The sequence below is a fragment of the Citrobacter sp. RHBSTW-00671 genome (assembly GCF_014103415.1).
Lineage (GTDB): Bacteria > Pseudomonadota > Gammaproteobacteria > Enterobacterales > Enterobacteriaceae > Citrobacter.
In genome coordinates, this window is record NZ_JABXPR010000001.1 from 3,924,095 (window position 1) to 3,937,751 (window position 13,657).

Genomic DNA, 13,657 nt, shown 5'->3' on the forward strand with positions numbered 1-13,657 from the left:
GCCCCTCGTAGTTTTATTCTTATCGCGCTTTCTCTATGATTTATTAAGAGTTACTTAATTTCATTCAGGAGCATGGGATGCATGTGTTGCGGTGGGGTTTACTGTTTTTACTGTCGCTCCTTCTTTCCCTGTTCTTTCTGTTGATACATCTTCCTGGCGCATTGCTGCTCGGCTCTATGATCGTCGGTATCATTTTCAGTATGCGCGGGATCTCCCTGCACCCTCCCCGCTGCACATTTCTTGCCGCTCAGGCCATTCTCGGCTGCATGATTGCGCAAAACCTCACTGGCTCTATTTTAACCACGCTTGCGGCACACTGGCCGATGGTGATTGTCATCCTGCTGGCGACGCTGATTAGCAGCGCGGTCATCGGCTGGCTGCTGGTTCGCTACAGCAATTTACCAGGGAACACCGGCGCGTGGGGTTCATCACCTGGCGGGGCAGCCGCAATGGTTGCGATGGCGCAGGATTATGGCGCTGACATCCGCCTGGTAGCCTTTATGCAGTATCTGCGGGTACTGTTGGTAGTCGGCGCGGCCGCGCTGGTAACCCGATTAGTCATGGGCGATCAGGCGCAAGCGGTCGGTCAGCAACTCGTCTGGTTTCCGCCGCTGAGTATGAATCTGTTGAGTACCGTACTACTGGCCGCCGTTGCCGGTATAGCCGGGCGCTTACTGCGCATCCCCTCTGGCGTGATGTTGCTGCCCATGCTGGCAGGCGCATTGCTGAACGCAGGCGGTGTGATAGTCATTGAACTGCCGGAATGGCTGTTGGCAATGGCGTATATGGCCATCGGCTGGCAAATCGGTCTTGGCTTTGACAAGCAGATATTTTTGATGGCACTGCGTCCGTTGCCACAAATTTTACTGTCTATTTTTTCACTGATGGCGATTTGTGCCGCTATGGCCTGGGGTCTGGCACATTACATGCAAATCGACTTTCTCACCGCCTATCTGGCGACCAGCCCTGGCGGGGTGGATTCCGTCGCGGTAATTGCCGCAGGCAGCCACGCCGATATGGCGCTCATCATGGCGATGCAAACCCTGCGGTTGTTCAGTATCTTATTGACCGGCCCTGCGGTGGCGCGTTTTATTTCAGCGCATGCGCCAAGACAGCCCACCTAATGCTGGCAGCCCGGACACCAGTAAAAGGGGCGTGAGGAAAGTGTTGTTTTCTCGATGATTCCACCACAGCGCTCACAGGCTTCGCCGTCCCGATGGAACACCTTAAAGCGAAACAGTGCGCCGTGGTGCTTATTGTCATCGACCTGGCCACGCGTGTTATACGACAGACGAGGAATATCAAGCAGCGCTTGCGCCAGCGTATCCAACTGTTCATCGCTAAGCTGTGACGCTTTATGTTGCCCGGTCAACCCCACCTGCCAGAGAATCTCTACCCGTAGATAGTTACCTAACCCCGCCAGAAACGCCTGATCCAGCAACAAACCGGAAAACTGACGATTGCGAAAACGGGGTGACAGCAGACGCGTTTTTACCTCTGCGGGCGTTAAACGCAAATCAAGGACGTCCGGTCCAACCCGTTGCAGAAATGGATGGGTGGTGAGCTGCTCTGGCGTCAGCATTTCGATATCAGACGCGCTATACAGCAGGATAGTTTTATCCTCTGTTTGCAGCCTGACGCGCAGCACCCGCGTGGTTTGCGGAATGTTGCCGGTATCGACGACTCGCCACACGCCGTAAAGCTGATTGTGGCTGTACAGCGTCAGACCATTGGAAAAATGGGTCAGCAAGGCTTTACCCCGCGTTTCAAGCTGGGTAACACGCTGCCCGATGAGTTGGGATTGATACGGTTTTAACTGCTCAAAGGCAAACCAGACATCCGTCAGGGGTTTGCCTTTGACTGCCGCCTCCAGGTTATCCGCCGCGCGGCGGATCTCCGGGCCTTCAGGCATAATACTGTCCTTTGTTAGTGTGTTGCACCGCCCGTCACGGCAATATCGCTGTCCACCTGCAATGCAGTGTCAATGGCAATTTCCAGCGCCCGTCGCACCGTTTCGCTCGCCATACTTGGCGCTCCGGGGTGCGCGGCGGCCTGTTGTGGCAGATAAGGAATATGGATAAAACCGCCCTTCACTGCCGGTGTGTCGCGTAACGTATGCAGCAGGCCATACATCACATGATTACAAACAAAGGTACCTGCTGTTTGGGAAACGGAGGCTGGGATACCCGCATTGCGCATGGCCATCACCATCGCTTTGATTGGCAGCGTGCTAAACCATGCTGCCGGACCCTCGGCGACAATCGGCACATCAACGGGCTGCTGACCGTGGTTATCCGCAATACGCGCATCGTCCACGTTGATCGCCACTCGCTCAACGGTAATATCGGTACGACCTCCTGCCTGCCCCACCGCCAGCACCAACGACGGTGACAGCGCGTCAATCGCGGCATTAAGTACGGTTAGAGACTCGCCAAACACACACGGTAGCTGACGCGCAACGACACGGCATCCGGCGATGATAGCATTGTCGAGCCCGGAGACCACTTCCCAGGAAGGGTTAACCGACTCTCCGCCAAAGGGTTCAAATCCGGTGATTAAGACCGTTTTCATCCTTCCTCCTTACAGGAACATCAGGAAATACATCAGCAACACGTTAACCAGCAACAGCAGTATGCCGGTTGGCACCTGCGCTTTAATCACGGCGTTTTTATCCGGTAACTCCAGCAGGGCTGCAGGCACGATGTTAAAGTTCGCTGCCATCGGCGTCATTAAGGTTCCGCAATAACCAGAGAACATTCCAATGGCCGCCATCACTGCGGGGTTACCACCATGCTGCAACACAAGAATTGGAATACCGATCCCGGCGGTCACAATCGGGAAAGCAGCAAATGCATTCCCCATGACCATCGTCAACAGCGCCATTCCGATGGTATACACCGCTACGGCGATAAAGCGGCTATCTACCGCGAGGTATTCCTGGGTCAGATACGATATACCACTGCCCACCCCTGCCGCCGTAAACAGCAACCCGAGCGTCGCCAGAATTTGCGGCAGGATGAACGCCCAGCCGATGGAGTCCAGCAGGCGACGGGCTTCCTGAATGGGCTGATGGACGCGCTCATGGGTCATTTTTACCGCCATTGCCAGGCCAATCAGCGAGCCTGCCGTCATAGAAAAGAGCGTGACCAGCGTGGCGTGATTCCCCGGCCCAAACAGCGCATCCTGCAAACCCGGAATGTGGTTAAACATCAGTACACCGATAACGGTCACCACCGGAATAGCCAGCGCCGGAAAAAACAGGCGATTACCCAGTCGACTGGCGCTTTCTTCACGCTGCTGCTGGGTGCGTTGATGGTAGCTTCCCAGTTTCACACCGCCAAACCCGGCAATCAGCGCCAGTACGACCACCGCAATACCGACCGCGATATGTACCGTACGTTTGTCGCCAAACAGTGAGTACGTCCAGTCGCCCAGCAGGAACAGCACACCATACAGCCCCCAAAACAGGCCTGTGGTTAAGCGACGCGGGTTCGCTTTGTCCTGCCAGGACATCACCGCCACAATCAACAGTACCGCCCCCGCCAGCCAGTAGAGATAGCTTTGCTGAAAATTCATTGCGCTGCTCCTTTCGCTGCCGCATTGGCTTTCGCCACCTCACGCTGCAGATAGTTATCCAGACGCCACAAGCGCGTACCGTGGATCAAGAAGGCGCAAATTGCCGTTGGGATACCCCACAAAGCGATATGCAACGGTTCGGTCTGGATCCCACCGGACTCCAGCATAAAGTTGTGCATGAAAATGATCGCCCCAAAGGCAACGAAGATGTCTTCGCCGAAAAACAGACCAACGTTGTCAGTCGCCGCAGACATTGCACGCAGGCGATAACGTACGGCCCCCGGCAATTCACCGTGGTTTTTCTCCGCAGCCCCTTCAGCCATCGGGGCTAATAACGGGCGTACCATCTGAGGATGCCCACCCAGGCTGGTCAAGCCCAGCGCGGCGGTCGCTTCACGAATAAACAGATAGACAATGAGCAGACGACCACTGGTGGCACTGCGGATTTTCGCGATCCACGCCTGGGCGCGCTCTTTCAGTCCGTGACGTTCCAGCAGACCAATGACTGCCAGCGGGATCAGCAGGATAAACGGCAGGTTGCGGGTGTTGAGAAAGCCTTCACCCAGCTTTTCGAGAATAGTGGCGATTGGCATATGCGCTGCCAGCCCGGTGACGATCCCGGCAACGATAACCACCAATACCGGGTTAAAACGTAAAAGAAATCCGACCACAATGACGGCGATCCCCGTCAATGGCCAGAGAGAAATAGCCTCTCCCATAATTAAATCCCTTATGTTGTTGTGTTGTATATTATTGTTTTGTATTAAAAAATTTATGCGCCAATTTGAATATTGCAGGCACCGAACGCGCTGCGCAAACGGCGGGCAAAAGCGAGTGCGTGCTCACCATCCCCGTGAATGCATACCGTCTGCGCGGTTACGTTTGCCCATGTTCCACTCTGACTTTTTACTCTCCCGGACTGCACCATTTCTAACGTTTGCGCCAGCGCCTGCTCTTCGTCTTCGATCAGTGCACCTGGCTGACTACGCGGAACCAGACTACCATCAGCCTGATACCCCCGATCTGCAAAAACCTCCTGACGCGTCGCCAGGCCATAATGTTCACCGGCACGGATCAATTCGCTCCCCGCCAGCCCTACCAGTATCAATGACGAATCGCAGGCATAAACCGCTCTGGCTATCGCATCGGCCAGCACAGGATCTTTTGCGGCCTGGTTATAGAGCATGCCGTGCGGTTTCACGTGGCGCATCACGCCCCCTTCTGCGCGGGTAATGACTGCCAGTGCACCAATTTGATACAGCGTTTGCGCATAAACCGTTTCGGCAGGCAGATTCATAGCACTACGACCAAAATTTTCCCGGTCCGGAAAGCCAGGATGTGCCCCCACGGCCACGCCGTTTTTCAGCGCTTCCCGCACACTTGCCAGCATGGTTTGTGCGTCTCCGGCATGAAATCCACAGGCAATATTGGCCGATGACACCAGCTGAAGCAGCGTCGCGTCGTTCGCACAGCCTTCGCCGAGGTCGGCATTCAAATCAATTTTCATCGTTAAGTCGCCATGTTAGCTGTTCCAGATAGCGCTGCTGATCGTGACGCGCCTTCAACGCCTCTTCCAGCGAGCACTGAACAAAGTGAATCGGTTGTCCAAGAGGGATCTGCGCAAGGTGATACATATCCGCCTCGATGATACAGGCGATACGCGGATATCCGCCCGTGGTCTGGGCATCGTTCATCAGTACAATTGGCTGCCCGTTATGCGGGACCTGTACCACGCCGGGGAGCAAACCGTGTGACAACATCTCGCGGTCTGTCGTGCGTGTCAGTGGCTGCCCCTGCAGGCGATACCCCATACGGTTACTCTGTGGGCTCAGTCGCCACGGCGCGCGCCAGAACGATGCCTGCGATGCCTCGTCAAATTCCTGATATTCGGGTCCAGGTAACGCACGAATGTGGTTGCCCCACATCAACTGCTTTACCCCTTGTGGGCCATTAAATTGTCGTGTTGAAACGCCAATTGCCAACTTATCGCCATCGCGTAACAAACGTCCTTCAAACCCGCCAATACCGACTTTCAAATCGGTACTGCGCGATCCCATAACGTCGGGAACATCAATACCGCCCGCCACCGCCAGGTAACTGCGCATACCATGATGCGGGTGTTTTAATGACAGGCGTTGTCCGGCTTTAACTGGCAACCGCCAACCGCTCCATACCGGAGTACGATCCAGATGCGCCTCGCATCCGGCACCGGTCAGGGCAAACCAGCCATCGGCTTCAAACTCCACCACCAGTTGCCCCAGCGTGATTTCCAGCGCTGCGGCATTCGCATCATTACCCACCAGCAGGTTGGCGACGTTCAGCGCCGGTTTATCCAGCGCGCCGCAGTGGCTTATCCCTGACTGACGAAAGCCATGACGCCCCCCATCCTGTACGGAGGTGTACAGGCCAGCACGAATGATGTTTAACATACGCCCTCCTTCTGCGGGACAAAACGTACAGTATCTCCAGCCCGTAACAGGATCGGCTCCTCACGCTGCGGATCAAAAAGCTTAACGGCGGTACGTCCTATCAGTTGCCACCCGCCGGGCGTTGCAATCGGGTAGATACCGGTTTGTGAACCGCCGATCCCCACCGACCCTGCCGGAACAAGTAAGCGCGGTTCGGCTCGTCTTGGCGTATGCAATGGTTCCGGCAAGCTCCCAAGATAGGGAAATCCTGGCTGAAACCCTAAAAACCAGACGACATAATCAACGGACGCATGCAATTCAACGACCTGCTTGTCGCTCAAACCACTGTGCCGGGCGACTTCGGCCAGATCGGGACCATATTCGCCGCCATAGATAACGGGTATTTCGACAAAGCGCGAATCCGGCTCCATCGCCTCACTCTCTTCCCACCAACGTTGCAGGCGTTCAATTGCATCCAGCGCCAGCGTCTGCGGGGAATTCAGGATCACCGTGATATTGTTCATTCCCGGAATGGCTTCAAGTACATTCGGAGCATCAGCCAGACGCTGGGCCAGACGCCAGATGCGTTTCTGAGTTGCCAGCGTAATCGGCGGTTCCAGCTCCAGAACCACCGCGGTTTCACCTAACAGATAACAACGCGCTCGCTGCACTTTCGTCCCTCTTTATCAGGCTGGGTTAGGGATGTCGACAAACGTCACATCCAGATCGGTGTTTTCATTCAGCCATTCGCTCAAGGCACGAATACCGCCGCGTTCGGTAGCATGGTGACCGGCAGCATAGAAATGCAGTCCCTGCTCGCGGGCAGAGTGAATGGTTTGTTCAGAAACTTCCCCGGTAATAAAGGCATCAACACCAAAGCGGGCCGCGCTATCAATGAAACTTTGACCGCCCCCCGTACACCAGGCAACACGCTGAACGTTTTCAGGCCCGGTATCGCCGCACCATAACGGTTTACGTCCCAGACGCGCTTCAATCCAGGATGCCAGTTCCAGCCCAGGAACCGGCATGGAGAGTTCCCCCCACGGTACCAGAGGCTCTATCTCCCCCATCACCGTGATACCCAACAGCGCGGCCAGCTGTGCGTTATTCCCCAGTTCGGGGTGGGCATCCAGCGGCAGATGCCAGCCATACAGGTTGATGTCATTTTCCAGCAGCGTTTTCAGACGCCGGCGCTTCATGCCGCGAATAACCGGAGATTCGCCCTTCCAGAAATAACCATGATGAACGATGACCGCATCGGCCCCAAGGCGAACTGCCTCATCCAGTAATGCCTGGCTTGCGGTTACGCCGGTCACGATTTTTTGCACCGTTTCTTTGCCCTCAACCTGCAAACCATTCGGTGCATAGTCGCTTATGGCTGCGCTGTTCAGCTTGTCGTTAATCAGTTGTTCCAGCTCGGTGTTTTTCATCATCGTCCTCGTTGTCATAAATTCTGCCTGCTCAATCAGCAACACAGCTTCAGTTAAAATAGCGTCCTCACCTCCGTTCGTCGATAGCCATTTCGCTGACACATCAAGAAACAATCACGCGGCCTGTAAACGTAAATTGCTTACCACCACGAGATCGTATTCATGTATATTTATGCAATCAGACAGCATATTGCAAAAATAATCAGATCTGTATCAAAGTTACAACTTTAAGGAAACACACTCACACGGCACGTTCCTTCCGTCGTGAGGCATTTACTTCGAGAAAATAATGAATAAACAAGCATCTCAGCCACGCGCGATTTATTACGTCGTCGCGCTGCAAATTTGGGAATACTTCAGTTTTTATGGCATGCGTGCACTGCTGATCCTGTATCTCACTAACCAGCTTAAGTACAACGATAATCACGCGTATGAACTGTTCAGTTCTTACTGTTCGCTGGTGTATGTCACGCCGATTCTCGGAGGATACCTGGCGGATAAAGTGCTCGGTAACCGTATGGCGGTAATGATTGGCGCATTTCTGATGGCAGTGGGACATCTGGTCCTGGGCGCCAGTGAAATGGCTCCGGCGTTTCTCTACTTATCTCTGGCCATTATTGTCTGTGGCTACGGTTTGTTTAAATCCAACATCAGTTGCCTGCTGGGTGAATTGTATAAACCAGAAGATCCGCGCCGTGACGGCGGATTCTCTCTGCTCTATGCCGCCGGTAACATTGGTTCAATTATTGCTCCTATCGCCTGCGGCTACGTGCAGGAAGAGTACAGTTGGGCAATGGGCTTTGCGCTGGCCGCTATCGGTATGCTGGCCGGGCTGGTCATTTTCTTATGCGGGAATCGTCATTTTGCTCACACCAGCGGCGTCAACAAAGCCGTGCTGTGTGCCAAATCGTTCATTCTGCCGAACTGGGCCTGGCTGCTGGTTCTGCTGGTCGCCGCACCACTTTTAATTACTGTCCTGTTCTGGAAAGAGTGGTCCGTGTACGCGCTGATTGTCACCACCGTCATTGGTCTGGCCGTTCTGGCAAAAATCTACCGTCAGGCGCAAACGCAGAAACAGCGTAAAGAGCTGGGGCTTATCGTCACGCTGACCTTCTTCAGCTTGTTGTTCTGGGCCTTTGCACAGCAGGGTGGTAGTTCCATCAGCTTGTATATCGACCGCTTTGTTAATCGCGACGTGATGGGATATTCAGTCCCTACTGCCATGTTCCAGTCAGTAAACGCCTTCGCCGTCATGTTGTGCGGCATCGTGCTGGCCTGGGTGGTCAAAGAAAGCGTGAGTGGCAATCGTACCGTTCGTATCTGGGGTAAGTTTGCTCTCGGTCTGGGGTTAATGAGTGCTGGTTTCTGTATTCTGACCTTAAGCGCCCGCTGGTCCGCCGCATACGGGCACTCCTCCATGCCGCTGATGGTTTTAGGGCTGGCCGTTATGGGATTCGCCGAGCTGTTTATCGACCCTGTCGCCATGTCACAAATTACACGCATTGAGATCCCAGGGGTAACCGGCGTATTAACCGGTATCTATATGCTGCTTTCCGGGGCCATTGCCAACTACCTGGCAGGCGTGATTGCCGACCAGACATCACAGAGCGCGTTTGATGCTTCCGGTGCCATCAACTATTCCATCAACGCCTATATTGATGTCTTTAGCGAAATTACCTGGGGCGCGCTGGCCTGTGTGGCGCTGGTGCTGTTGATTTGGTTATATCAATCACTCAAATTTAAAAACCGTCCGCTCGCGGTAGAGTCCTGAGTTTACGGGCCCGACGATGTAATATCACTCGGGCCCGTTATTGATCAGCAGGTTACGAATTCTTTGCCGCTAAATCCTCTTCAGACAGACCTGTAACCAGTAACACCATTTCGCGATCTATTCCCTGCGCCAGCATAGTTTGCGCTATACGCAATGCGGCTTCGTGTTTACCTTGTTGTAACCCCTGTTGTAATCCTTCCTGTAATCCATCTAACCTTAACCGTTCTGCAATAGTCATCAGCCTCTCCTTGTGTTGGGGGATCCGTTGCGCCATCTCTTGCAAAAACTCACTGAAGCGAGATTCATCACCGGATTGCAGAATGTAATTAAACATCGCCTGGAGCTGCGTGTCATTAGCACATCCAGTAAGGATCAGTGAGGCCAGCTGTTCTACCAACCCTATCAAATCCCGCTGACGGATATGCTTTTGCATCAGTTCCAACAACGCCATTCGCCTGTGCGCCATGATTTCGTCATCCGGCACCACCGTGATATCCACCAGCGGAAATGTGTTGGCATAAAGTTGCCGGGCCGCCACAGGATCGGCGAACGTATCCAACCAGCATAGTGAATACGGGTACGGGCTTCGACAGCCATGATAAAACAGCATCGGTATTACCAGCGGCAGTTCCTTGTGCCCGGCATCCAGATGGCGCTGCATGGCTGCTATCGCATAACGCAGCAGCCGAAAAGCCATATGCGGGTCGGCTGAACTTTGGTGCTCGATTACGACATAGACATAGCCATCGCCGTCGCGTGTGCGCAGCGACCAGAGCACATCGGAGTAGCGGGAACGCAAATCTGCTTCAATAAAGCTCTCGGACTCTAACTTCAGCGTATCCAAATCGCAAAGTGTTCGCAAAGAAGCAGGAAGATGTATGTCGAGGAAATCCCGCGCAGTTTCGGGATGGTATAAAAACGTTTTAAATACCGCATCATGCGGTGTGGAAGTCGTCGGCGTTATCATCGTGTTCCGTCACCTGAAAAGAAGATAACGGAACTTTACTGCCCGGGGAGCACCCCGCACATCCAGCCATTAGCAGACTTGCGCGCCCTCTTCAGCGCTAAATGTGTACAACTGCAACATATTCATTCTGCTGGAAGGCATTACACAGAAATCTGCTACCCTCACGCCTTACGCGCGGCCTCATAGGCAGCCAGCGTGGCTAACCTTGCCTGCTTATGATCGACAATCGGACGAGGATAATTGAGTGTCACCTGCATTTTCTCCGCCCACCTCCACGGTTCGTGAATGGCTTTTCCCGGTACATCGCGTAATTCCGGTACCCATTGGCGGATAAAATCACCGTCACGGTCGAATTTCTCCCCCTGAGTGGTGGGATTAAAAATACGGAAATACGGCGCAGCATCCGTTCCGGTAGAAGCAGCCCACTGCCAGCCACCATTATTCGCCGCCAGATCGCCGTCGATCAGTTGCGACATGAAATATTGCTCACCTTTTCGCCAGTCGATCAGCAGGTCTTTCACCAAACAACTGGCCGTAATCATGCGTAATCGATTATGCATCCACCCCGTGCCGTTGAGCTGGCGCATCGCCGCATCGACGATTGGATACCCTGTATTCCCCGTCTGCCAGGCCTGAAAATGCGCCACGTTATTTTGCCATTGCACACGATCTGTCCAGCGAATAAAGGGCTGATACCGACACAGTGCGGGATAGTACGTCAGTAGATGGCGGTAAAATTCACGCCAGATGAGCTCGTTTAACCAAACGCTCCCGGCGCCTCCCTCTAGCGCCTGAGGCTGCTCGACTAACAAACGGTGCAGACACTGGCGCGGTGATAACCCGCCGGTGGCAAGGCTTGCCGACAACCGACTGGTACCTTCGCTTGCCGGAAAATCACGTTGTTGCTCGTATTCCGCCGCGCCCTGCTGGCAAAACTGACGTAATTGCGCGATAACCGATTTTTCTTCTACCGGGAAAAGCGCCACATCAAAATCCTGCTGCGGATAGTTGAGCGTAATTGGCGTTGATGGGGAGGGAATTGCGCCGCTTTCGCGGGCTTTTGGTGCCGCAACACACTCCGGGATACTGTCTTTTAACCGCTTCAGCCAGGCATTTTTAAACGGCGTAAAGACTTTATACATCTCATGATTCCCGGTCATTACCGCGCCCGGTGCCAGGATTACGCTATCGTCAAAGCCCTCACACAGCACCTGCGGTAATGATTTTTCTACCTGAGCATCGCGCTGGCGTTCGTTAATTTCGTACTGATAGTTATAAAACAGTCGGCTAACGTCATGCTGTGCGCAGACATTTTTGACTATCTCTACGCTGGCGGTGAAATCCCCGACGTCATAAACCAGCAGCGGGATGCCTTTTTCTGCCAGCGCCGTTTGCAGCGCATTCAACTGCTTGCCGACAAACGCCGCCTGACGCGGTGACATATCATGCGCTTTCCACTGTGCCGGCGTGGCAATATATAACGCCAATATCCGTGCCGAACGATCCCGACATGCCGCTGCCAGCGCAAGATTGTCATGCAGACGTAAATCGCGCCGAAACCAGACCAGATGAGTGGTCATAAAACTCCCGAATAAAAATTAAGCTTTGCCGTGTAAACGCAGAATCGCAGGCCAGAGTTCAAAGTAACGTTGCCCGGACAACCAGCTGTTCGGGTGTTCCGTCATATAGTGTTGGAGGAGCATCAATGGCGCAAGCAGCGGCTGCATCTCACGTCGATAGTTATCGATTATTGAGGTCAGTTCCTGACGTTGACGAAGATTAAGCTGGTTACGGAAATAGCCCTGCACATGCATCAGGACATTAGTATGGTTGCGTCGGGTCGCGTTATTAAACAGCAGATGAATCAACCGCAAACGGTACTCCGTATAAAAAGCATCGAGGCTTGCCCATTCGTGGATTGCGGCAACAAAAGGGCCGAGCTCACGATACTCCGGTTGGGAGTGTGCCAGTAACACCAGCTTGTAACGGGTGTGAAAATCAATCAATGCGCCACGTGATAATCCGCTCTGGCGCAGTCGGTACAATTCATGCAAGGCATAAATACGTACCAGCGTATTCTCATCAAACAGAAATTTATCGTTCGCTTCTGTGGTCAGACAGGCGCGGACACCAACAGGAACTCTCTTGCTCATCGCCACTCCTTATCCGTTACACAGGTAAGTGTAGACTGCGACGTATAAAAAAACCGCCACATTGCTGTTGTAATGCCAGTCAGTTAAGCATGTCTGGAGAACGTTTTACTCTGAATAAGTTTCCGTTCACCTTATGTTCATCGCTTCTCTGATATCGCTATACACGTGAACGTGCAAGGGATGCTCACCGCCGCCTCCCTTGCATCCCAGGCTCCCGGCGGGAAAATCGTCGCTGCGCGAGTTATTCGTCTTATGCCGTCTGCCTGTCGGGTCGGGGCCGAGCCTGCGTCCCTGCAGGCCGTCCTCTCTGCCCGCATCCCTGCGGGCAGCCCCGGTCAGCCGTCAACACCTCATCGATTTTCAGCCGGACCGGAGACATCGCTTCAACTCTCTGATTTTCAGTTAAATTTGTTTTGCTGTTCAAACATATTCAAATAAAAATACAGGTGGTCAGGCGTGGCGGGTCCGGCTGAAAATTGCCGACGTGTTTTCGTAAGGCCGGGAGAACCCGCAGGGATGCGGGTTCAGGGTGCGTGTGACAGGGACGTTGCATCGCGCCCGGCCCGGTAGCCTGGAGGAATAAGCGGAGGGGATTGCGCAGCAACAATTTTCCTGCCGGGAGCCGGGATTGTTAAGGGTGCGGCGATAGCACCCTTAACACGTTCACTGGCGTTCAGTGTACAGAGAAGCGATGAACATGAGGTGAACGGAATCCTTTCTCTGAGAGAGCATGTTCATTACCCCGCCAACACATGTTGATGCTTTCTGAAACTGAAATGTTAACTGAACAGCATTACCACATTGCTGTTGGCGGTTTTTTTGAGCCTGAACGGTAACTTAGTAGAAATCGCAGGTGGCTTTTTCAGCCTGCTCCATCCACACCGGCTTATCACTGGTTTTCGACCAGACGCGATGCAGGTAGCTGTAAAAACGGGCACGGTCTTTCCAGAACAGCATGACCGGCAGCGCCAGAACACCAGCCACTACGGCAAAGGTACGGCGCAAGAAAACAATGTGTGCTGGATATTCTTTATAAAAGTCCATAATCCTCTCCCATATATCTGTTCGGTGAATCGCACCGGAAAAATAAACTTGGTTAACTGGTGAAAATAATACCGCCTTGTGCGTAATTTTACTACTCATCCGACCACTTATTTTTATCTATTGATGCTCCGTTTAACCTAAATCTGTAAGTAAGTTACATAAAAGTTAAATTAATACTAACCATTAGTTAAATAATGGTCTTTGCCATTTTTATACTTTTTTTACACCCCGCCCGCAGATTTTTGCGAAATCTTTGCAACCAAAAACCTACGCTCTGGTTATCACATTTATGCCACTGGAGGTGCACT

Annotated in this window: 14 protein-coding genes; 2 read left to right on the forward strand and 12 right to left on the reverse strand. The window is 53.3% G+C overall.

Features of this window, described 5'->3' with window-relative positions; all coding sequences use genetic code 11:
* Positions 1–77: 77 nt before the first annotated feature.
* Positions 78–1,124, forward strand: a complete 1,047-nt coding sequence (locus tag HV261_RS18785; protein WP_202039121.1) for an AbrB family protein — start codon at positions 78–80, stop codon at positions 1,122–1,124.
* Here HV261_RS18785 and nei read toward each other — a convergent pair.
* Genes nei through ybgI form a run of 8 tightly spaced genes read right to left on the reverse strand, consistent with a single transcriptional unit; the run spans position 1,121 to position 7,414 of the window.
* Positions 1,121–1,912 carry an endonuclease VIII gene (gene nei, locus HV261_RS18790; RefSeq protein WP_137384470.1) on the reverse strand — a complete coding sequence of 264 codons (792 nt, stop codon included), beginning with the start codon at positions 1,910–1,912 and terminating at the stop codon, positions 1,121–1,123. The genes HV261_RS18785 and nei overlap by 4 nt on opposite strands.
* 14 nt (positions 1,913–1,926) lie before the next feature.
* Positions 1,927–2,571, reverse strand: a complete 645-nt coding sequence (gene pcp / locus HV261_RS18795; RefSeq protein WP_202039122.1) for a pyroglutamyl-peptidase I — start codon at positions 2,569–2,571, stop codon at positions 1,927–1,929.
* Between the two features lie 9 nt (positions 2,572–2,580).
* On the reverse strand, positions 2,581–3,576 hold the full coding sequence (locus HV261_RS18800; protein WP_202039123.1) for a DUF979 domain-containing protein: 996 nt from the start codon (positions 3,574–3,576) through the stop codon (positions 2,581–2,583).
* Positions 3,573–4,295: a DUF969 domain-containing protein gene (locus tag HV261_RS18805; protein ID WP_005122560.1), complete on the reverse strand. Its 723-nt coding sequence runs from the start codon at positions 4,293–4,295 to the stop codon at positions 3,573–3,575. Before HV261_RS18805 ends, HV261_RS18800 begins: the two co-directional genes overlap by 4 nt.
* Before the next feature lie 53 nt (positions 4,296–4,348).
* Positions 4,349–5,083, reverse strand: a complete 735-nt coding sequence (pxpA, locus tag HV261_RS18810; RefSeq protein WP_202039124.1) for a 5-oxoprolinase subunit PxpA — start codon at positions 5,081–5,083, stop codon at positions 4,349–4,351.
* Complete coding sequence (gene pxpC / locus HV261_RS18815) at positions 5,073–6,005, reverse strand: 5-oxoprolinase subunit PxpC (protein ID WP_202039125.1); 933 nt, start codon at positions 6,003–6,005, stop codon at positions 5,073–5,075. Before pxpC ends, pxpA begins: the two co-directional genes overlap by 11 nt.
* Positions 5,999–6,655, reverse strand: a complete 657-nt coding sequence (pxpB, locus tag HV261_RS18820) for a 5-oxoprolinase subunit PxpB (RefSeq protein WP_061067534.1) — start codon at positions 6,653–6,655, stop codon at positions 5,999–6,001. Before pxpB ends, pxpC begins: the two co-directional genes overlap by 7 nt.
* Positions 6,656–6,670: 15 nt before the next feature.
* Entirely contained in the window at positions 6,671–7,414 is a 744-nt protein-coding gene (ybgI, locus tag HV261_RS18825) for a radiation resistance protein YbgI (protein WP_101742420.1), read from the reverse strand.
* Between the two features lie 289 nt (positions 7,415–7,703).
* Here ybgI and HV261_RS18830 point away from each other — a divergent pair, with 289 nt between their 5' ends.
* A complete protein-coding gene (locus HV261_RS18830) occupies positions 7,704–9,185 on the forward strand; it encodes a dipeptide permease DtpD (protein ID WP_202039126.1) in 1,482 nt (493 codons plus the stop codon).
* A gap of 52 nt (positions 9,186–9,237) precedes the next feature.
* On the opposite strand, the gene HV261_RS18835 is transcribed toward HV261_RS18830, so the two are convergent.
* The 4 genes from HV261_RS18835 to HV261_RS18850 all read right to left on the reverse strand — a co-directional run bounded on the left by HV261_RS18835 (position 9,238) and on the right by HV261_RS18850 (position 13,349).
* A complete protein-coding gene (locus HV261_RS18835) occupies positions 9,238–10,152 on the reverse strand; it encodes an Rpn family recombination-promoting nuclease/putative transposase (protein WP_202039127.1) in 915 nt (304 codons plus the stop codon).
* 161 nt (positions 10,153–10,313) lie between these two features.
* Positions 10,314–11,732 (reverse strand): deoxyribodipyrimidine photo-lyase, encoded by a 1,419-nt coding sequence (gene phrB / locus HV261_RS18840; protein WP_202039128.1) that lies wholly within the window; start codon positions 11,730–11,732, stop codon positions 10,314–10,316.
* Positions 11,733–11,750: 18 nt separating this feature from the next.
* Positions 11,751–12,305 (reverse strand): DUF1722 domain-containing protein, encoded by a 555-nt coding sequence (locus HV261_RS18845; RefSeq protein WP_202039129.1) that lies wholly within the window; start codon positions 12,303–12,305, stop codon positions 11,751–11,753.
* A gap of 837 nt (positions 12,306–13,142) precedes the next feature.
* Complete coding sequence (locus HV261_RS18850) at positions 13,143–13,349, reverse strand: YbfA family protein (RefSeq protein WP_003022870.1); 207 nt, start codon at positions 13,347–13,349, stop codon at positions 13,143–13,145.
* Positions 13,350–13,657 lie beyond the last annotated feature (308 nt).